Genomic DNA, 20143 nt, shown 5'->3' on the forward strand with positions numbered 1-20143 from the left:
TTTTCATTCTGCTTTCATGTTTATACGGTTTTCTAAAAAATATTATTTATTGGGCTGCGGAGTCATACGCAAATACGGTTTGACCCTTTCGTAGCCTTTTGGAAATTTAGTCGGGATATCTTCATCTTTAACCGCAGGCGAAATTACAACGCTATCTCCATCTTTCCAATTGGCTGGTGTGGCCACGCTGTAATTAGCTGTCAATTGCAGACTATCGATGACACGCAATAATTCATCAAAATTTCTACCGGTTGATGCCGGATAGGTCAATGTCAATTTTATTTTTTTGTCTGGTCCTATTATAAAAACGGAACGAACAGTGAAACTCTCACTTGCGTTGGGATGAATCATGTCATATAGTTCCGCGATATGCTTGCCTTCATCGGCTATTATAGGGAAATCTACAGTAGTATTTTGAGTTTCATTGATGTCTTTAATCCATTCCATGTGTGAATCGACGCCATCTACGCTCAATGCGATTACCTTGACATTTCGTTTTTTAAATTCAGGATAATACAGTGCTGCTGTTCCTAACTCAGTGGTGCAAACCGGTGTAAAATCAGCGGGATGTGAGAACAAAATACCCCAAGAATCTCCTAGCCATTGATGAAATTCTATTTTTCCTTGTGACGTTTCTGCTTCAAAATCAGGAGCAATATCGCCTAATCGTACTGTTGCCATACTTGTTTATTTTAATAATTAGTAACACTGTAAGGTATCGAAATAAACACACTATAGAGGGAAAACAACTCTTAAAATTCTACTAATTTTTATAAAAACCAGAACGAAGCCCTTTAAAAAATAATGCCATTAGGAAACCAAATACCTAGAGCTCTGATCGCAACAGCATCTCCCGATTTAGAAAAACGAGGCTTTTTCAGCTGTAGTTTTTATTACCTTGGAATACAAGTACAGAGCAGGATACGAGCGAAGCGAACTGACGAAGTAAATATAGCTACGAAAAAGTATTATTTTTTCTTTAAATTAGGCAAAAAGAAAGCAATAATTCCGATCAGCGGCAAATAGGCACACAGGTAATAGACATAAGTGATGCTGGTGTGATCTGCTAGATTTCCGAGTAAAGCAGAGCCTAAACCTCCCATTCCGAAGGCGAAACCATAGAAAAGTCCAGAAACCATTCCGAGTTTTTTAGGCAGTAATTCCTGTGCAAAAACCAGAATAGCCGGAAAGGCTGAGGACATTATAGTTCCAATGAGGACGGAAAGGACTCCGGTCCAAAATAAATCGACAAACGGCAACAGTAAGGTAAAAGGCGCGGCTCCCAAGACAGAGAACCAAATGACGTATTTCCTGCCGTATTTATCGCCCAAAGGCCCACCAATTAAAGTTCCTATTGCACAAGAGGCTAAAAACAGAACCAAGTGAAACTGGGCATCCTGCACTGATAATCCAAATTTTTCGATTAAATAAAAGGTGAAATAACTGGACATACTGGCCATGTAAAAGAATTTTGAAAATATCAAAACCATCAAAATTCCCACGGAGATTGCGATCGTTTTTTGGGACAAATTAGGCAAATTGATTACCGCTTTTTTAGTGCTCCTTAAACTCAAATGATTTTGATACCACAGGGCAATCCTACTCAAAACAACCAATCCGATAAGAGCGACGGAGACGAACCAAATGATGTGATATTGGGAATTAGGAACCACAATTAAGGCAACCAGTAAAGGCCCGATTGCTGTTCCGGCATTGCCCCCCAACTGAAAAATGGATTGTGCCAAACCCCGTTTTCCTCCAGAGGCCAAAAAGGAGATTCGGGATGCTTCAGGATGAAAAATAGACGAACCGATCCCGACCAATACAACCGACACTATGATCATTGAAAAACTGGACGCATAGGACAAACCCACAATTCCGGATAAGGTAAAAAGCATTCCGAAAATTTGGGAAAAAGGTTTTGGTCTTTTGTCCGTGTAGAGTCCCACGATCGGCTGCAAAATGGAAGCCGCTAATTGATAGGCCAAGGTAATTAACCCGATTTGGGTGAAGGTTAAATTAAAATTTTCTTTTAAAATAGGGTACGCGGCCGGAATAACGGCCTGTAATAAATCATTGAGCAAATGAGCAAATGCAATAGAAAACAGGACAGGATACACGGTTTGCTGTGCAATAACGGCAGTGTCAATTTGTGTTGCATTATCAGAAGATGAATTCATATTTTTTAATAAAACTGTATTATTAACGCGAATAAGGAGTAGCAAAAAGCAGCCTAAACCTTTAAATTAATTAAAAACAAAAGACTGAAAGCCATACTATTTAAGATGCTTTTGACTCCTTTTTGACCTAGCTGTATACTCTGAATAAGGTGCTAAAATTAGTTAAAAATTGCGTTTTAATCCGTAAAAAAGATGGAAAAAAATTAAAACAAGCACGATTTGTTATTACAGTAAATTAAAATCCTGTTTAGGTATTTATAGAAATTATTACGCCTCTCTTTGTAGAAATTCAGTACTGCCTTGCCTATTTTTTTTTTACAAAAAAAGCAGAAAAAATACATTTTTACGCGTTTAAACGGTAATAATAGCTTTTAAACGGTAAAAAAAGAGTGTTTTACTAAAAAATATTTTATATTTGAACAGTTAAATTATAGCGTTTGGATAATTCTGTAAAAGGACAGTTGCTAAAAAACAAAAGGACTCTCGACTAAGTGGACTATATTTACAAAAGAGAACTATTCCTAAAAAAGTTAGCACCGAATCACATTAATTTTCAGCAATTTTTTTTTTAAAATTAAAATAAAAATTCCGCGTAATTCGGGTAATTCGTGGCTGGAATAATTAAGTGGTATTAGTTACGGACAGTCCTGTAAAATAATCCTATTAATGGCAGAACAGCAAAACTTATTTAGAGAAATACTTAAAAAGTATATTTATAAAAAATAAAACTTACTTATATTTTTAATAGTACTCTGAATTTTAAAATTGATTCGCATTATTATCTATATTTGGACCAATATCCAAAGTAAATAAACCAACTTTAAAATTTATAACATGAAAAAAATACTAACATTTGTTGCAATTGCATTCTTTACTAGCGCTCTTAGTGCGCAAGAAGTAAAAGCTGTCGCAAAAGCTAAAAAAGAATCCTGTTGTGCCAAAAAAGACTCCAAAGCAATGACTGCCGCAGAAGTTGAAACATGCAAAACAAAATGCAAAGCCGAAGGAAAAAAGTGTGCGGCAACAATGGCAAAAGTCAGCGGAAAAAAATGCTAAACTAAAACCTTCCATTTTCACTTTATAAAAAACGACGCTTATTTCAGCGCCGTTTTTCTTTTTAATAACCAGAAAAAAAAATGTTTAACACCGTTGGGGATAAATCATCGACATTCGTTAACCATAGCTTAAACTCCTTTCGAATCCCAGCTTGTTAAAATTGATTTCATTTGTAGCAACTACTACAGCATGAAAACAACACTACTGCTATTATCCGATACGGAATTACAAACAAGATTGCAGCACCAGGATCAGCTTGCCTTTGGCATCTTATTTGACCGTTATTGGAAAAGATTGTATACCTATGCTTTTAAAATCTACAAAGAGGAAGCCATTTGCGAAGATATTGTTCAGGAAATATTTATTAGTCTCTGGGAAAAATCAGCCAATACATCTATTGAAAATTTAGAAGGTTATTTACTCCGAGCCGTCAAATACAAAGTTGCCAATCACATTCGGGATTTAAAATTTGATTCCGGGCATCTTGAAATACTCCAAAACATCCCGAATCCTTCCGGAACCGACAAGCATTTAGTATACCAAGAATTTGAATCCGAAATTTTTAAGCAAATAAAGAAACTCCCTCCCAGAAGCCAAGAAGTCATAATCCTGAGCCGATTGGAACATTACACCAATATTGAAATTGCCCAAAAATTAAACATTTCAGTCCGCACCGTAGAAAAACACATCAGTGATGGATTGAAATTGCTTAAAATGAAGATTGACCCCTGCCAATTCTCGATTTTTATTACGGGAATGTTGCTGCAATGTTAATCCACTCCCCCTTCTGTTACCAAATCTTTAAGACTGAATTTCCCACTACGTAAAAACAATACCAGCGGGTACTTATAGTAAAAAGACCCGTTTTGCAAAAAGAAGACTTCCTCACATTAGCCCAAAAATATGTTCAAAATAAATGCACGCTATCCGAAAAAGAGGCTGTAGAAACCTTCTTCTTTAAACAAACAGAGAAAGAACAAAACATCATAATCCTTTCTTTAACCCAAGAGAAAAGAAATGCAATCCTGCATAAAATAAATACTACCATTAACAAGCCCAAAGGAAAGCTGCAAAAACGCTATTCGAATATAGGCAAAATAGCTGCCATTGCACTTCTTTTTATCGGAATTTCTTTCGTAATAACCCAATCTACCAGTACAAATCGCATCACACAATCCGCTGCCAAAGGGGAAATAAAAACACTCTTTTTGCCTGATGGCAGTCAGCTGGTTTTAAATGGCAACAGCAGCGTTACTTACGCAACCAATTTCAAAAACAACCGAAAACTAGACCTTAAAGGAGAAGCTTATTTCAAAGTAGTTCGCAATCCAAAAAGTCCTTTTACAGTAGAAACCCCTCAATTCAAAATCAAAGTTTTAGGAACTTCTTTTACCATTAGCGCGTATGAAAATTACCCCAATACCATCCGTGTGCTATCCGGAAAAGTAACCGTGAATTCTAAAGAAAATCCCAATCACAACGTATTGCTAACTAAAAATCAACAACTGCGTTTTCATACATCACAGCTTCCACTGCTCACAAACAATACCCGGGAAGATTTCTTGGCTTGGACTAAAAATATTATAGTACTCGAAAATACAAGCCTTGGCGAAACAGCCGCAATTTTGAAAAATAAATTTAATGTGACCATTCTTTTTGAGCATCCGGAATTAGAGCAACTTCGGATTACCGGAAAATTTAAAAACGAAAATATCACTACTATCCTCAACAGTATTGCCGAGGTAAAACAATTAGAAATTCACGTTCAAAACCAAAACACCATTTTTATACGAGAAAAACCAAAGAAGTAAATGCTGGAATTCGCTATTAAAACCAATACTTAAGTGGCATTCGAATTGAGATCCCATTAAAACAAAATAAATATTTAAAACCTATTAAAATGAATTTGAAAATCCAATTTCTTTTTTCCCTAAAATTAAAAAAATACCTGTGCCTGTTCAGTTTCCTCTTCATGTTTTCTGAAATGGCTGCAATGCCTTATACAACTATAACTACCGAGGAGAAAAATTTCTCTATCGACATCAAAGAAATCCAAATCAGGGAAGTCTTTGATATCTTAGAAAAAAAGACTCCTTACACCTTTGTTTTTGACGAAACAATCGCCTCTTCAAAACAACGTTTGACTTTAGTGGTAAACAAGGAAAGCATACATACTATTTTAAATAAAATTACCGCCCAAACTGGCTTTCAATTTCGCCGCATCAACAATACCATTTCTGTAACCAAATCTCCTTCAATCCAGCAGCTCACCCGCGGCACAGTAAATGATTCTCAAGGCTTGCCTTTACCTGGAGCAAGCGTTTTAGAAAAAGGAACTACAAACAGCACCACAACTGATTTTGACGGAAAATTTAGTCTGACCACCTCCACGGCTAATGCGATTTTAGTAGTTTCCTATATGGGTTTTGATAACAAAGAAGTATCCGAAAATAATTCTGCGCCACTGGTAATCCGCTTAACAGCGAACACTAATGCGCTGAACGAGGTTGTGGTAACTGCTTTAGGAATTAAAAGACAGGAAAAACAATTGGGTTTTTCGCAACAAACCATCAATGCCGATAATCTGGCACAAACCGCTCCAAATAACTGGTCTTCAGGCATAAAAGGAAAAGTGGCCGGTTTAAATATCGTTTCCTCAGGATCCGGGCCTCTAAATTCCCAACAAATTACCTTAAGAGGAAATAATTCGTTGAATCCCAATGGGAATAATGCCTTAATTATTGTAGATGGTGTTCCCCTAAACAGTAAAATAACCAGCTCAGGATCTGACAGTGCGTATATGGGCCGCGATTCTCCAGTTGATTTTGGTAACGGTATTTCAGACCTTAACCTTGATGATATCGAAAACGTAACAGTCTTAAAAGGACCCGGAGCCACTGCACTTTATGGAAGTCGTGCCGCAAATGGTGCGTTAATTATCACTACCAAATCCGGTAAAAAGAACAAAGGCCTTGGGATTAGCTATAATACAGGAGTCACTTTTGACGTCATTCAACGTTGGCCAGATTACCAATATGAATATGGTCAGGGTACCGGAAAATCATTTGATCGAAATGGAAATCCGTATTATTCCTATTTAAGTTCTTCCGATGGAAACAATACGGGTTCCACCAGTAGCGCCTGGGGACCAAAATTTGACGGACAATCCTATTTTCAATACGATCCCGTAACGCAGACTCAAGGAACCGAAAGAACACCTTGGACTCCCTACAAGAATAATATTAAAGATTTCTGGCGTACCGGAATTACTATAAACAACAACCTCACGCTTCAAGGCGGGGACAAAAATGGTTCCATGAGAATGTCTATTGGTCATTCTAAAAATGAATGGATCATGCCTAATACCGGATTTGAAAGAATAACAGCCTCTGTGAATGCGGATTATAAAATCTCGGATAAAATTAAAATTGCTTCGGTGATCAATTACAACAACAGAGACAGTGACAATTTACCGAGTACCGGTTACAATAATGGCTCTATCGCCTACTTTACGATTTTCCAAAATCCAAATGTAGATCTCGATTGGTACCGCCCTATTTGGAGACAAGGTCAAAACCAAATCCAACAGCTGCAACCCTTCAGTAGTTATATTGATAATCCCTATTTAATTGCCAATGAAGCTACAAATTCCTTAGCAAGTAACCAAATCGTGGGAAATCTGAACGCCACAATCCAGTTGGCTCCCAATTTAGATCTTTTATTGAGAACTGCTTTAAACACCTACCATCAGGATCGGGAGCAAAAAAGACCCTACAGTATCAACCGGTATGCTAAAGGATTTTTTAGAACACAGGATGTATTTATGCAGGAAGTAAATTCTGATTTTTTATTGACTTACAAGAATAAGCTGTCAAACGATTTTTCCTTTTCTGCGTCAGCAGGTGGAAATGCGATGAGCTATAAATACCAAAGAATGGATGCTGCTGTGGAAGGCTTGGTAGTTCCTGATGTTTATAAATTGGCAAATGGGATCAGCAATCCAATCATAAGTGTAAATGACAGTTATAAAAAAGTCAATAGCTTGTACGGACTGTTCTCCCTTTCTTTTAAAGATCAGATTTTCTTAGATGTTACGGGCAGAAACGACTGGTCCAGTACTTTACCAGTACAAAACAATTCTTTCTTTTACCCTTCTGTAAATACCAGTTTTATTCTTTCTGAAATATTCAACTTACCCAAATCACTGGAATATTTTAAATACCGATTGTCTCTTGCCCAAGTGGGTAATGATACTGATCCGTATAGAACCAGTAAATACTACGATCAATCTGCCTTTGCAAGTTCAGCAGTAGCGCCATCAACCTTGTATAATGCCAATTTTAAACCGGAAATCACCACCAGTATTGAAACCGGTTTTGAAGGGCGATTATTCAAAAACAGAATCAATTTTGACGCGACGGTCTATCAGACAACAACTAAAAACCAAATTATTTCTGTTCCCTTAGACATCACAACGGGATTCAGTTCCGGCATCATGAATTCTGGCGAAGTTCGAAATCGAGGAGTTGAACTCACCCTAACCGGAAAAATTGTCAATATGGATAAATTTAAGTGGTCAACCACTTTAACTTGGTCCAAAAACTGGAATCGCGTCATGGAACTTGCCGATGGTATTCAGGGACAACAAACCATTGGTTCAGGAGGTTCAGCCACATTGATTGCCAAAGAGGGTGGGACAACAACCGCAATATACGGCTACGGTTTTGTACGATCTCCTGACGGTCAGATTGTATATGACAATGCGGGTTTACCGGCCTATCCGGATGAAATTCAATACATAGGCGATGCCACTCCGGATTGGAGAGCCGGATTATACAACAGTTTTAAATTTGGAAACATAGGTTTAAATGTCATGTTGGATGGTCAACTTGGCGGTATCATCTATTCCCAAACCCATCATAAACTATCTGAAATGGGTAAAATCAGATCTACCATAAAAGGACGCGAAGAAGGAGTGATTGTAGGCGAAGGAGTTGTATTAAATTCCGATGGTACGTATTCTCAAAACACTACTGAGGCACTGACTCCGGACTGGTACGCCAGGTATTACCGCAGAGCCAATGTCGAGTCCAACTCTTTTGAAGCTTCTTATGTAAAATTGAGAGAAGTAAGTCTGCAATACAGTTTCTCTCCAATATGGCTTAAGAATACCGGCATTACAAGTTTAGATGTATCGATTTTCGGTAGAGACTTAGCGGTTCTTTCTGACTTTCCTATTTTCGATCCGGAAACGGCAGCCTTAAATGGAGATACTATTTTACCCGGTATCGAAATGGGTCAAATGCCCACTCCTGCTACCTATGGTTTTAATTTAAAAGTGAATTTCTAAACTATTATTTAAAGATGAAAAAAATACAAATTTTTACTGCAACTTTAGTTCTAATACTGCTAAACTTTGCTTGCACGGGCGATTTTAGCGAGCTCAATGAAGACCCTAACCGGATTGCCCAGATAAGTCCGGGAACATTAATTAATCCTATTATTTATGGTCTGGCTACACACAACGCGACCCGAAGTGCGGGTGTCACGTTCGATTTGATGCAGGTATCGCTCCCCTTTCCCAGCGTTTCCGGAGGGCTTCACCGTTATGATTTAAGTCAGGAAATAGGCTATTCGTCCTGGTCTAATTATTACAAATGGCTCAATAATATCAAGGAAATGAAAACTGCGGCGATACGGGCAGAGGATCGCAATTATGAAGCCATTGCACTGACACTAAATGCTTGGGTGTATGCCAATCTTACGGATATTTTTGGACCGGTTCCCATGACCGAAGCTGTAAACGGTGAGGAAGGCAACCTTTATCCCGCATTTGATTCTCAGGAATTAATTTACACCACTATTTTAGCCGATTTAGAACGAGCAAATGCCCTTTATAATTCCGCTACACCTATGATTTATGCCAGTGACATCCTCTTTCAAAACAATGTCACAAAATGGAGAAAATTCACTAATTCCCTTCAAATGCGTTTGTTGTTGAGAATATCCAACCGTACCGAAACCAATTCTTTTCAAAAGTTGGCAACGATGATTCAAAATCCAACACAATACCCTGTTTTTGAAAACACATCCGATTCTGCCATCCTGAAAGTAACTGGAGTAACCCCTAATGTTTCTCCTTGGGGAAGACCACAGGATTTTAGTTTAAACGTAAAAATAGCCTCTTTTTTTATAGATAATCTAAACACCATGGCCGATCCCCGAAGACCTGTTATTGCTGGTGTTGCAAGAGACTTGAACAATGTTTCCATAGGCTACAAAGGAATTCCCAGTGCCTATGCAGGAGCTGAATCTCAGTTTGCTTACAATGCTTCTACGTTTAATGCATCTCAGATAACCAATCCCATGAATATTTTCTTGATGACGTATGCCGAAGTAGCCTTTATAAAAGCCGAAATGGCGCAAAGAGGATTCACCACGGATGCCGAAACGCATTATAAAAAAGGAGTTCAGGCCGCCATGGAGCAATTGGGAGCCACAATACCCAGTACTTATTTTGATAATTCATTAGCAGCTTATGATGGTACTTTAGAAAGAATCATGCTTCAAAAATATTATGCCCTTTATTTTATCGATTACCAACAATGGTTTGAATACCGCAGAACTGGATTCCCAATTCTTCCAAAAACGACTGCCATGGAAAATAATGGAATTATGCCTTCCCGTTTTTATTATCCAACGAGCATTCAAATCAACAACCAGCAAAATTACCTCAAAGCAGTTGAAATGTTGGGTACAGATGATATTAACACTAAAGTTTGGTGGGACAAATAAAATCTTAATTTAAAATAAATAAACAATGAAAAAATCAACATTCTCCATTTGTGCCTTGCTGTTTTCAATAGGAATTATGGCACAAACCAACGTTCAAGGTTGTGTTTTTGAAGACCACAATCAGAACGGCAAAAAAGAACGAAATGAAAAAGGAATTGCTAATGTTTCCGTAACCAATGGTCTGGAAGTGGTCCTTACCGATGAAAAAGGCAAATACATCCTGCCTAGTAGCGACGATGCAATTATAGCCGTAATTAAACCCGCCAATTATAAAGTAGGCGTGGATGAAAATAATCTGCCCCAGTTTTTTTACAATCACAAACCCAAAGGCTCTCCTCAATTAAAATTCAAAGGAGTAGACCCCACGGGAAAATTGCCTAAATCAATCGATTTTGGTTTGGTTCCCCAACAGGAAAATCAAGAGTTTACAGCTCTTATTTTTGGTGATCCGCAACCTTATACCCAGGCTGAAGTTGACTTTTTTGCCAAAGGGATTGTAGCCGAAGTAGAAGGAATTAAAAATGTTCCTTTCGGATTGAGCCTGGGAGATCTAGTAGGAAATGACCTTGCTCTTTTTAATCCTTACATTAAAGCGGTACAAAAAGCGGGGATTCCGTGGTACAATTTATTGGGAAATCACGATCTTAATTTTGATGCCACCACAGATGAAATGGCCGATGAAACCTACGAAGCCCATTTTGGCCCAGCAAATTATGCCTTCAATTATGGTAAAGTCCATTTTATCGTAATGGATAATGTGCTCTATCCTGATCCCCGAAATCAAAAAGGATATTGGGGCGGTTTTACACCAAAACAGTTGCAGTTTATAGCCAATGATTTGAAATTGGTTTCAAAAGAACATTTAATAGTGCTGGCTTTTCATATTCCAATAAGTGAGCCTACCGATGAAGATACTTTCAGAAATGCAGATCGGGATCAGTTATTCGAACTTTTAAAAGATTTCCCAAACACACTTTCTCTTTCTGCCCATACCCACATTCAACGCCAGGATTACTTTGACAAAACCGATGGCTGGTTACAGGAAAAACCACACCATCATTACAATGTTGGAACCACTTCCGGAGATTGGTATTCCGGAAAACTGAATTCTGAAGGCGTTCCGGTTTCGACCATGCGTGATGGAACACCAAAAGGATATGCCTTTATTAATTTTAAAGGAAATAAATACAGTCTGGATTATAAAGTGGCGGGCAAACCCAAAACCTATCAAATGGAGGTTTTTGCACCCAAAGTAGTGGAAAAAGGCCGTCCTACCCGATCCGGAATTTATGTGAATTTCTTTATGGGAAGTAAAAACGACAACCTCGAATACCGCGTAGACCAAGGCGAATGGAAAGCAATGGACTATGTAAAGGAAATAGATCCTTCGTATGCCACTGAGGTTTATGAATGGGATCTAACCGAAGAATTAATTCCTGGCAGACGCTCGTCTAATCCTATAGAAAGCAAACATCTTTGGAAAGGAAAAATTCCTACGAATCTGGAAATAGGCGTACATACGATCGAGATTAAAGCCACAGATCAATTTGGAAAAACCTACACTGAAACAACTTCCTACCGCTTGGAGAATCAAAAATAAGTTTGTTTGTTTTTTATTTTTTAAAAGGCTCGCTAAAGATTTTAATCCAGGCGAGCTTTTTTTTATTCAAAATAAATAGGAGTACGCTGCTCCCATATAATAGTACGGCACATTCCTTTTTCTGGATTTCAAACTAAAATCAACTTTTTTTCTTTCAAAGCAGTGCGAAATCATAGTCCTATACCAACGTATCACCATCCTTTCCGATATTGGAATGAAGTAAGTGAAGCTAGTTTATCGTTTTTCTTTAGCAACCGAGAAATTACACCAATTGAACCAAAAAACACCAAAACAACAACGTGATAAAAGATAGTGGTATTCCAAAACCAATCATCATACTGCTCAATCGAGGTTTTAAACCGTGCGTAGAAGCTAAAATACAAGCTGTAATCATTGGGGCCATAGCCGACTCTAAAATAGCAACTTGAATAATTTTAGAATGCTGTTGCAAAATCAATACATACAACACATAAATAAGAGCCGGGGTCAAAATTAATTTATACAAAAGGCCCAGTCCTAAAAACTTCCAGTGCTGGCTTTTCCGTTCAAAACGCAATTGCAAACCAACCGATAGCAAAGCCAAAGGAGTTACTGCACTTCCCATTTTTTGAAATAAAACTTGGATGTACTCATGGAAATCCACATTACAAACATTCATCAAACAGGCTACTAAAAAAGTTATAAAAGGTGGAAAAAACAGAATCTTCTTGGCAATTTGAACACCATTTGGACTTCCGGTAGAGTATACTGTTGCCACCAGAATCCCTAAGGTCGAAAGCACTACAAAAGAACCGGGCTGATCTACTAAAATAGCCGTTTTCAAACCTTCTTCACCGTATAATGCTTCAATTATTGGAAAACCTAAAAAAGATGTGTTCCCTAAACCAGCCGTGATAATTAAACACCCAGTGAGTTTCTTAGACCAGCCAAATTTGTTTCCTAAAAAACTAAAAAACAAATAGGAAACTACAAATCCAATCCAGGCTACCCCAATAGGGAATAACAATTCAGGACTCCAGTCTATTTTTGGAATATAATACAAGGCCAGAGCCGGAAGGCAAATATAAATAACAAGCTTATTTAACAGCTTGTAAACACTAATAACAGGGAATGCTTTTATATTTTGCAGCACAATACCGAGGAATAAAAAAACAAAAATCAAGATAAAATTATTCATAATGGTGCAAAGATATTGACAAATCCTTTATAAACTCAATTCAAAAAATAAAATTATTGATTTAGCTGTGCATCAAAAGCCTGATCACGATCAATTTGATATTTTATGCAAATCACCATTCATTCACCATCCTTTTTTATTAATTTTACTTTTAAAAAAAGCTGCTTTGCCAAATAAAAAACTACTTCATTCTGCCCTTAACGAAAAACCTGGGGTTTCTTCTCCTGATGCTATCAGTGCTGCAGCGGTGGAACATATCCAGCAATTTAGAAAAATACAGCCTTCATCTAACGAACTCTTTAGCGGCATATTAGCGGGAAATATCACAGCTTTGAGTCGTGCCATTACGTTAGTAGAAAGTACAAACACCAACCATTTAGCGAAAGCCAATGAAGTCATAAATGCTTGTTTGCCTCACGCCAATAAATCCGTCAGAATAGGAATAACAGGGGTTCCCGGAGTAGGAAAAAGCACTTTTATTGAAGCCTTTGGTTTGCACTTGACCAGTTTAGGAAAGAAAGTAGCTGTTTTGGCAGTAGATCCGAGCAGTACCATTTCACACGGAAGTATTTTAGGTGATAAAACCCGAATGGAGGAATTGGTTAAAGACAAAAATGCATACATCAGACCATCTGCTTCTGGGGAAACCCTAGGTGGAGTAGCCCGAAAAACCAGGGAAACCATCACGCTTTGTGAAGCCTGCGGTTTTGACACTATATTGATCGAAACGGTGGGTGTTGGTCAAAGTGAAACCGCAGTACACAGCATGGTAGATTTCTTTTTGTTGTTAAAAATTACCGGGGCTGGTGATGATTTACAAGGAATAAAACGCGGTATTATGGAAATGGCTGATGCCATCGTAATTAATAAAGCCGATGGAGACAATATCCGAAAAGCTCAATTAGCCAAACTGGAATTCAAGAGAGCTCTGCATCTTTTTCCGGCTAAAAAATCAGGCTGGATCCCTACCACTTCTACCTGTAGCTCCATAAGTCACGAAGGAATCGCGGAAGTTTGGGAAACCATTCATAAATTTCTGGAACTTACTAAAGTCAATAATTATTTCTTTGAAAAACGGAAAGAACAAAACCAATATTGGATGTTAGAAACCATCAACGAACAATTAAAAACTAATTTTTACAATAATCCGGAAATTCAAGCATCAATGAATGCAACTAAAAAAGCGGTGCAAAATGATGAAATTTCACCCTTTGCAGCCGCTCAAAAATTATTAGAAACCTATTTTAAAAAATAGATTTACTCCTCGTAAAGTTTGATTTCTCTATCGTAAAACTCATTGGCAAGAACAATTAATCCTTCCATTTCTGCATTTAGTTCGCCTTCATCCAGATCTTCGGCTTCTTCGATAAATTCGACTTCATCATCTTTCAGATTGATAATAAATCGGGGATAATCCAAATGAATGATAAAAATATCTTCAGGAAAATCGGTGTTGTCGCCCAGTAAAAATTTTGGTAATTCCATGAATTTAATAGTTAAGTATTTATTGTTTTATTTATTCTCGCTTTGCATTACCAACTTTCTTGTCAATCTCGCAAAGCGAATATACAAAAATAAAGCGGCTGCCGTCAATCCTGCCAAAAGCCCGATCCAAATTCCAACTGCTTTTAGATTGGTATAGTTTCCCAGATAGTAGGAAATTGGAAAACCAATAACCCAATAGGACACAAAGGTAATATACATGGGGATTTTCACATCTTGCAAGCCACGTAAAGCACCAAGAACAACAACTTGAATTCCATCTGAAATTTGAAAAACAGCGGCTACTAACAGTAATTTTGATGTGATAGTGATAATTTCAGAATTATCAATCATTTGAGCCGAATCAGACATATTCAAAAATAAATGTGGCAGGTATTGATGAAACGCCACAAAAATAATGGCAAAAAATGTTTCTAAAATTATAGCCAGTAAAAAGATAGAACGGGCTACAACAATCAATTCTTTGTAATCATTCATTCCCTTGGTATGACTCACGCGGATCATGGCGGCAACACTCAATCCCATAGCGACCATAAATGTTGATGATGACAGGATGAGGGCTATTTGATTGGCGGCCTGACTGTTTTTTCCAATCGAACCTGAAAGCCAAATAGCAGCGGTAAACAATGCTACTTCAAACAGCATTTGCATGGCTGAAGGCAACCCAAGATTGATGATTTTTTTTAACACTGATTTTCGTATTTCCTTGAAACTGAAATTTTTGAAATATCGTTTTAATGCTGCATTTCTTTTTATTAAATAATGCATAAAAACGACCATCATAATTCTTGAAATGACAGTTCCTAAAGCCGCCCCAAGAATACCTAATTTAGGAAAAATCCAAATGCCATAAATAAGAACATAGTTAAAAAAAATATGCACCACATTAGCCATAAGTATGGCATACATAGAATATTTAGTTTTTGCTAAACCATCCGCAAATTGTTTGTATCCTTGGTATATTATTACCGGAATCAAAGAAAAAGCAACCCAGTCAATGTACGGAGCAGCCATGTCAGCCACTTCTTTGGGTTGGTGCATCAAGTACATAATTTGTTTGGACAAAACGGTCAGAATAAATAAAGCGACTCCAAGAACTGTACATAAAAGCAATCCATGGTGAAAAATAGAACGGATTTTATCCTCCTCTTTTTCCGCATCAGCTTCTGCAACTAAAGGAGTAATTGCTGTTGAAAATCCTATTCCTATCGATAACGCAATAAAGATGAAACTGTTTCCCAGTGATACCGCCGCCAGCTCCGTAGACCCTAATTTTCCTACCATGAAATTGTCAACAATCCCTATTAAGGTATGTCCCAACATTCCTAAAATTATGGGATACGCTAATCTTATATTATAAGAAAACTCTTTGAAGTATTGGGAGAAATTCACTTTTTGCTTTTTTGATGGCAAATATAATTAGAAGCTTTCAATTGCATCACTACTATTTGATATATATCACTACTTTTTTAGTGAAACAGGCTGCAAGTTATAAATTCTATAACAAAACGAAATAATTGTATAACTTTTTCAGCATTGGTACTGTTACTTTTGATATGTTGTTTTGGGGGCAGTTTAACCTACAAAACAGAATATAAATTTAAAAAATACAATTATGAAAATCACAGAAAAAATGAAAATCGCATTTGCATGTACCATCGTAATGATGTTTGCAAATAATGTACAAGCTCAAGAAACAACCAAAGTAGAGCACTATGATCAAGGATTCCGTTTAGGAGTTGGTGTAAATGGTGGATATTCCGTAAATGATCCATACAAATTAACTTTAGGAGCCGATGCCAGATTACAATATGATTTATCAAAACGATATTCTGTAACCGTAACAACTGGTTTCAACAACTTATTTGTAAGTAAAGCTAACGGATCTGATCTAGGGTTTATTCCGGCAAAAGCAGGTTTTAAAGCTTTTATATGGGACGATCAATTTTATGTAATGGGAGAAGCCGGTGCTGCTTTTGCAGTGACTAACGGTTATAATGAAACCTCATTAATCGTAGCGCCAAGTATTGGTTACGCTACAAAATACATTGATATCTCTTTGCGATATGAGCACTATTCTGATTTTCCTAGAGTGAATAACAATGGAACTCTAGGAGAAGGTGTAGGACAAGTTGGCGTTCGTGTGGCTTATGGTTTCAAACTATAATGTTATTTTGCATTCGGTTAAAAACTGCAAACTTCCCGAATCAGGCTACACTTAACGATGTATCCATGCCTTGCAAACAAATCAAAACCCGAACCTGTTGTGCGCATGCATCACATCCTGCAACTCGCTCCATTTTGCCAATCACTTTAAAATCATCGGGATTTATAGATTTCATAACAAATAATTTATCTTTGCAACTCAAATGTAACAAACTATAAGGATTAATCCTGATGAATTTTAGGAGCATATTCCAGCTATTCGTTGCAATCTTTTATTATTTTAAAGAAAAATAATAAAAGGATTTCCACTATTATCTGGGCTAGGCGGTTGTTTTCAAAACACATACAATGGAAAAATTCACACTCGAATTACTGTTTCAAATTATCGGCATTGGTTCCGCATCAGGACTTGTTTACAAAGACAATTCGCTACTGATTATTGGCGACAACAGCGGCTTTCTTTACGAATATCACATCGATTCCAAGGATTTAAAACGCTATCCGCTACTGGAAAATCCTACAGAGAACACGCCAAAAAAAGACAAAGCTGATTTTGAAGCCATAACCCATTTTGAAGACAGCGTGTATGTTTTTGGCTCCGGTTCCACCGAAAAAAGGAACAAAATGATTCAAATCAACTCCAGCCATAAAAGAGTAACTGCCACAAATGATATCACTAATTTATATGCAGCGCTGCAAAGTTTCGGGGAAATAAAAGCCGAAGATTTCAACATTGAAGGTGCCATCTACAATGGCAAAAGTTGGTTTTTAGTGAATCGTGGCAACGGAAGCGCCAATAAGAATGTCCTTTTTACCATCGAAGGAAAAAACCTCACTACTGATTTCGCTATTCTTTCAAACAACTACAAACTCCCAAAAATACAAGGAGTACGAAGTAGTTTTACCGATGCCGTTTTAGTCGACAACAGCATTTATTTTTTGGCCACAGCCGAAGATACCAAATCTACTTATGAGGATGGCGAAATTTTAGGAAGTCTTATTGGAAGCATCAACCTGACAACCATGAAAATCGATTTCACACAAAAAATTAGCAGCACCCATAAATTCGAAGGGTTGACTTTATACGCCAATTCAAAAGAAAAAATAGAATTCCTGCTCTGTGAAGACAAAGATACCGAGGTTTTAAAAACCGAAATTTACAAACTGACATTGGACAAAAAATAAAGTCCATTTGATTAAAAAATGTTCGTTCCTGTCAAAATAACAGAACGTTAAATTTAGATTAAATAGAAAATCAAAATAGATTTCAAATGTAAAACGGACTACTTTTACAGTAAACTTAGCCTTTTATTGGCCTAAAATAATTCTCCAAATGACAGATTTAAAAAATAAAAATGCCCTGATCACCGGCGCAGGAAAAGGAATTGGTAAAGCAATCGCTTTGGCCCTAGCCAAAGAAGGTGTTAATGTAATTTTGATTGCCAGAACACAGGATGAAATAGACAGCGTAGCGGCAAAAGTGCGTTCGTTGCGCGTAAAAGCACTTGCAATAACTGCTGATGTTGCTGATATCAACTCGGTAAACGCTGCCGTTGAGCAAGCATTGGCTGAATTTGGAACCATTGATATTCTAATCAACAATGCCGGAATAGCCGCTTTTGGAAAATTTTTAGAATTAGAACCTACGGATTGGGAACGCATCATTCAGGTAAACTTAATGGGAACCTATTATGTAACTCGCGCCGTTTTACCCAATATGATCGAAAGACAAACCGGGGACATCATCAACATTTCTTCCACAGCCGGATTAAGTGGCAATGCATTGACAAGCGCTTACAGTGCCTCAAAATTTGCCGTTTTAGGATTAACGGAATCGTTGATGCAGGAAGTGCGTAAACACAATATTCGTGTAACGGCCTTAACCCCAAGTACGGTTGCCACGGAAATGGCCAAAGATTTAAAACTGACCGACGGGAATCCGGAAAAAGTCATGCAAGCAGAAGATATGGCAGAGTTAATCATCGCACAACTCAAACTTAACCGACGCGTTTTCATTAAAAACAGCAGTATTTGGTCTACAAATCCTTAAAAGTAGTCGGAAGTCAAAAGTCTTAAAGTCGAATGACCAATATCTAGTAAAAAAAAGCATTAAGGGATTAAGAAAATTAAGCATAAAACTTAATGAACTTAACCCCTTAATGGTTTTTAATCTTTTGCTTATATGACTTAAGTAATAACCATGATATAATGTCGTATTTTAAAATCAGGATAAAATTATGTAACAATCTGATTTAAAGCTATTTTACTTAAAGTTAATTCTTTTGACTTTACGACTTTTAAACTTTCGACTTACTTATATGTTTTAAAACTATACCATAGTTGTAACAAAATCCATTCGAACACTACCGTCTTCATCAATTTTTGTCAAATTGATTTTTTGTAATGTATTTACTAATTCCGGATTCCAAGGGGTTTTTACTTTCACATAGTTTTCCGTAAACCCGTGAATATAGCCTTCTTTATTTTCACTTTCGAACAAAACGGTTCTATTAGTTCCCAACTGACTTTCATAAAAAGCACGGCGTTTTTTGACGGATAAACTGCGCATCATTTTACTGCGTTTAGCCCGAACATTAGCAGGAACAATACCTGCCATGGTTGCTGCCTCAGTATTATCACGTTCAGAATAGGTAAAAACGTGCAAATACGAAATATCCATATCATTCACGAAATGATAGGTTTCCAGGAAATGCTCGTCTGTTTCTCCAGGGAAACCCACAATCACATCCACGCCAATGCAAGCATGCGGCATCACTTCCCGAATTTTATTTACCCTTTCAGTATAAATTTCACGTTGGTACCGACGCTTCATTAATTTCAAAATATCATTGCTTCCAGACTGCAACGGAATATGAAAATGCGGCACAAAAGTTCTGCTTTTTGATACAAATTCAATCGTTTCATTTTTCAATAAATTCGGTTCAATAGAGGATATTCGCAATCTTTCTATTCCTTCTACTTTGTCTAATTCCCGAACCAATTCCAGGAAAGTATGTTCGTGTTTTTTATTACCAAATTCCCCTTTTCCGTAATCACCAATATTTACGCCGGTAAGCACAATTTCCTTGATGTTTTGTTTCGAAATTTCGGCTGCATTTTTCAATACATTTTCCAGTTCATCACTTCTGGAAATCCCTCTTGCTAATGGAATTGTGCAATAAGTACATTTGTAATCACAACCGTCCTGTACTTTCAAAAACGCACGGGTTCTATCCCCAATCGAGTAACTTCCCACATAAAAATCAGCTTCGGAAATCTCGCAGGAGTGTACTTCACCAAAATCATTTTTGGACAAATCATTGATATAATCGGTCAATTTAAACTTTTCGGTAGCACCAAGAACTAAATCCACACCATCAACAGCCGCTAATTCTTCCGGTTTCAATTGCGCATAACAACCCACCGCCGCTACAAAGGCTTTATTGTTCAATTTCATCGCTTTTCGCACAACTTGCTTGAACTGCTTATCCGCGTTTTCCGTAACGGAACAGGTATTAATCACATACATATCAGCCACTTCCTCAAAACCTACCCGATCAAAACCCTCGTCTTGCAGGGTACGGGCAATTGTTGACGTTTCTGAAAAATTCAGTTTACAACCTAGTGTATAAAAAGCAACTTTTTTTCTGTTTTCCATAAGATAAC

General features: G+C 37.3%; 17 protein-coding genes. 10 read left to right on the plus strand and 7 right to left on the minus strand.

Features of this window, described 5'->3' with window-relative positions:
* Positions 1–42: 42 nt before the first annotated feature.
* On the minus strand, positions 43–681 hold the full coding sequence (locus EKL99_RS03655) for a peroxiredoxin (RefSeq protein WP_126461136.1): 639 nt from the start codon (positions 679–681) through the stop codon (positions 43–45).
* Between the two features lie 287 nt (positions 682–968).
* On the minus strand, positions 969–2180 hold the full coding sequence (locus EKL99_RS03660; protein WP_126556334.1) for an MFS transporter: 1212 nt from the start codon (positions 2178–2180) through the stop codon (positions 969–971).
* An 834-nt stretch (positions 2181–3014) separates the two neighbouring features.
* Here EKL99_RS03660 and EKL99_RS03665 point away from each other — a divergent pair.
* The 6 genes from EKL99_RS03665 (at position 3015) to EKL99_RS03690 (ending at position 11631) form a co-directional block, all read left to right on the plus strand.
* The gene (locus EKL99_RS03665; RefSeq protein ID WP_126561839.1) at positions 3015–3236 is read left to right on the plus strand and encodes a hypothetical protein; all 222 of its coding nucleotides are present in this window, start codon (positions 3015–3017) and stop codon (positions 3234–3236) included.
* A gap of 189 nt (positions 3237–3425) precedes the next feature.
* A complete protein-coding gene (locus tag EKL99_RS03670) occupies positions 3426–4010 on the plus strand; it encodes an RNA polymerase sigma factor (protein ID WP_126561838.1) in 585 nt (194 codons plus the stop codon).
* Between the two features lie 92 nt (positions 4011–4102).
* The gene (locus EKL99_RS03675) at positions 4103–5047 is read left to right on the plus strand and encodes a FecR family protein (protein ID WP_126576421.1); all 945 of its coding nucleotides are present in this window, start codon (positions 4103–4105) and stop codon (positions 5045–5047) included.
* An 89-nt stretch (positions 5048–5136) separates the two neighbouring features.
* Positions 5137–8586: a SusC/RagA family TonB-linked outer membrane protein gene (locus EKL99_RS03680; RefSeq protein WP_126576422.1), complete on the plus strand. Its 3450-nt coding sequence runs from the start codon at positions 5137–5139 to the stop codon at positions 8584–8586.
* 14 nt (positions 8587–8600) lie between these two features.
* On the plus strand, positions 8601–10031 hold the full coding sequence (locus tag EKL99_RS03685) for a SusD/RagB family nutrient-binding outer membrane lipoprotein (protein WP_126576423.1): 1431 nt from the start codon (positions 8601–8603) through the stop codon (positions 10029–10031).
* A gap of 25 nt (positions 10032–10056) precedes the next feature.
* Positions 10057–11631: a calcineurin-like phosphoesterase family protein gene (locus tag EKL99_RS03690; RefSeq protein ID WP_126576424.1), complete on the plus strand. Its 1575-nt coding sequence runs from the start codon at positions 10057–10059 to the stop codon at positions 11629–11631.
* A 262-nt stretch (positions 11632–11893) separates the two neighbouring features.
* Here EKL99_RS03690 and EKL99_RS03695 read toward each other — a convergent pair whose 3' ends face one another.
* Positions 11894–12808: an AEC family transporter gene (locus EKL99_RS03695; RefSeq protein WP_126576425.1), complete on the minus strand. Its 915-nt coding sequence runs from the start codon at positions 12806–12808 to the stop codon at positions 11894–11896.
* A gap of 166 nt (positions 12809–12974) precedes the next feature.
* Between EKL99_RS03695 and meaB the strand changes: the two genes are divergently transcribed.
* Positions 12975–14063 carry a methylmalonyl Co-A mutase-associated GTPase MeaB gene (gene meaB / locus EKL99_RS03700; RefSeq protein WP_126564277.1) on the plus strand — a complete coding sequence of 363 codons (1089 nt, stop codon included), beginning with the start codon at positions 12975–12977 and terminating at the stop codon, positions 14061–14063.
* Between the two features lie 2 nt (positions 14064–14065).
* Here meaB and EKL99_RS03705 read toward each other — a convergent pair whose 3' ends face one another.
* Both EKL99_RS03705 and EKL99_RS03710 read right to left on the minus strand, forming a co-directional pair.
* Complete coding sequence (locus EKL99_RS03705; protein ID WP_126453696.1) at positions 14066–14293, minus strand: hypothetical protein; 228 nt, start codon at positions 14291–14293, stop codon at positions 14066–14068.
* A 27-nt stretch (positions 14294–14320) separates the two neighbouring features.
* Positions 14321–15703: an MATE family efflux transporter gene (locus tag EKL99_RS03710; RefSeq protein ID WP_126555224.1), complete on the minus strand. Its 1383-nt coding sequence runs from the start codon at positions 15701–15703 to the stop codon at positions 14321–14323.
* Between the two features lie 223 nt (positions 15704–15926).
* Here EKL99_RS03710 and EKL99_RS03715 point away from each other — a divergent pair, with 223 nt between their 5' ends.
* A complete protein-coding gene (locus tag EKL99_RS03715; RefSeq protein ID WP_126555227.1) occupies positions 15927–16478 on the plus strand; it encodes a hypothetical protein in 552 nt (183 codons plus the stop codon).
* Between the two features lie 40 nt (positions 16479–16518).
* Here EKL99_RS03715 and EKL99_RS14755 read toward each other — a convergent pair whose 3' ends face one another.
* Positions 16519–16653 carry a hypothetical protein gene (locus EKL99_RS14755; RefSeq protein WP_255416248.1) on the minus strand — a complete coding sequence of 45 codons (135 nt, stop codon included), beginning with the start codon at positions 16651–16653 and terminating at the stop codon, positions 16519–16521.
* Between the two features lie 172 nt (positions 16654–16825).
* On the opposite strand from EKL99_RS14755, the gene EKL99_RS03720 reads away from it, so the two are divergent.
* Together EKL99_RS03720 and EKL99_RS03725 are read left to right on the plus strand one after the other, a co-directional pair.
* The gene (locus EKL99_RS03720; RefSeq protein WP_126576426.1) at positions 16826–17662 is read left to right on the plus strand and encodes a hypothetical protein; all 837 of its coding nucleotides are present in this window, start codon (positions 16826–16828) and stop codon (positions 17660–17662) included.
* Between the two features lie 148 nt (positions 17663–17810).
* Positions 17811–18527 (plus strand): 3-ketoacyl-ACP reductase, encoded by a 717-nt coding sequence (locus tag EKL99_RS03725; RefSeq protein ID WP_126461175.1) that lies wholly within the window; start codon positions 17811–17813, stop codon positions 18525–18527.
* 279 nt (positions 18528–18806) lie between these two features.
* Here EKL99_RS03725 and mtaB read toward each other — a convergent pair whose 3' ends face one another.
* A complete protein-coding gene (mtaB, locus tag EKL99_RS03730) occupies positions 18807–20135 on the minus strand; it encodes a tRNA (N(6)-L-threonylcarbamoyladenosine(37)-C(2))-methylthiotransferase MtaB (RefSeq protein ID WP_126576427.1) in 1329 nt (442 codons plus the stop codon).
* Positions 20136–20143: the final 8 nt, after the last annotated feature.

This window comes from Flavobacterium sp. ZB4P23, from assembly GCF_003970375.1.
Classification (GTDB): Bacteria; Bacteroidota; Bacteroidia; order Flavobacteriales; family Flavobacteriaceae; genus Flavobacterium.

What these genes read in the sequence shown, in the direction of transcription:
- EKL99_RS03660 (WP_126556334.1), bottom strand. Translation starts at nt 2,180, where the DNA reads ATGAATTCATCTTCTGATAATGCAACACAAATTGACACTGCCGTTATT.
- EKL99_RS03725 (WP_126461175.1), top strand. Translation starts at nt 17,811, where the DNA reads ATGACAGATTTAAAAAATAAAAATGCCCTGATCACCGGCGCAGGAAAA.
- EKL99_RS14755 (WP_255416248.1), bottom strand. Translation starts at nt 16,653, where the DNA reads ATGAAATCTATAAATCCCGATGATTTTAAAGTGATTGGCAAAATGGAG.
- EKL99_RS03695 (WP_126576425.1), bottom strand. Translation starts at nt 12,808, where the DNA reads ATGAATAATTTTATCTTGATTTTTGTTTTTTTATTCCTCGGTATTGTG.
- EKL99_RS03720 (WP_126576426.1), top strand. Translation starts at nt 16,826, where the DNA reads ATGGAAAAATTCACACTCGAATTACTGTTTCAAATTATCGGCATTGGT.
- EKL99_RS03670 (WP_126561838.1), top strand. Translation starts at nt 3,426, where the DNA reads ATGAAAACAACACTACTGCTATTATCCGATACGGAATTACAAACAAGA.
- mtaB (WP_126576427.1), bottom strand. Translation starts at nt 20,135, where the DNA reads ATGGAAAACAGAAAAAAAGTTGCTTTTTATACACTAGGTTGTAAACTG.
- EKL99_RS03680 (WP_126576422.1), top strand. Translation starts at nt 5,137, where the DNA reads ATGAATTTGAAAATCCAATTTCTTTTTTCCCTAAAATTAAAAAAATAC.
- EKL99_RS03655 (WP_126461136.1), bottom strand. Translation starts at nt 681, where the DNA reads ATGGCAACAGTACGATTAGGCGATATTGCTCCTGATTTTGAAGCAGAA.
- EKL99_RS03715 (WP_126555227.1), top strand. Translation starts at nt 15,927, where the DNA reads ATGAAAATCACAGAAAAAATGAAAATCGCATTTGCATGTACCATCGTA.
- EKL99_RS03705 (WP_126453696.1), bottom strand. Translation starts at nt 14,293, where the DNA reads ATGGAATTACCAAAATTTTTACTGGGCGACAACACCGATTTTCCTGAA.
- EKL99_RS03690 (WP_126576424.1), top strand. Translation starts at nt 10,057, where the DNA reads ATGAAAAAATCAACATTCTCCATTTGTGCCTTGCTGTTTTCAATAGGA.
- EKL99_RS03685 (WP_126576423.1), top strand. Translation starts at nt 8,601, where the DNA reads ATGAAAAAAATACAAATTTTTACTGCAACTTTAGTTCTAATACTGCTA.
- EKL99_RS03665 (WP_126561839.1), top strand. Translation starts at nt 3,015, where the DNA reads ATGAAAAAAATACTAACATTTGTTGCAATTGCATTCTTTACTAGCGCT.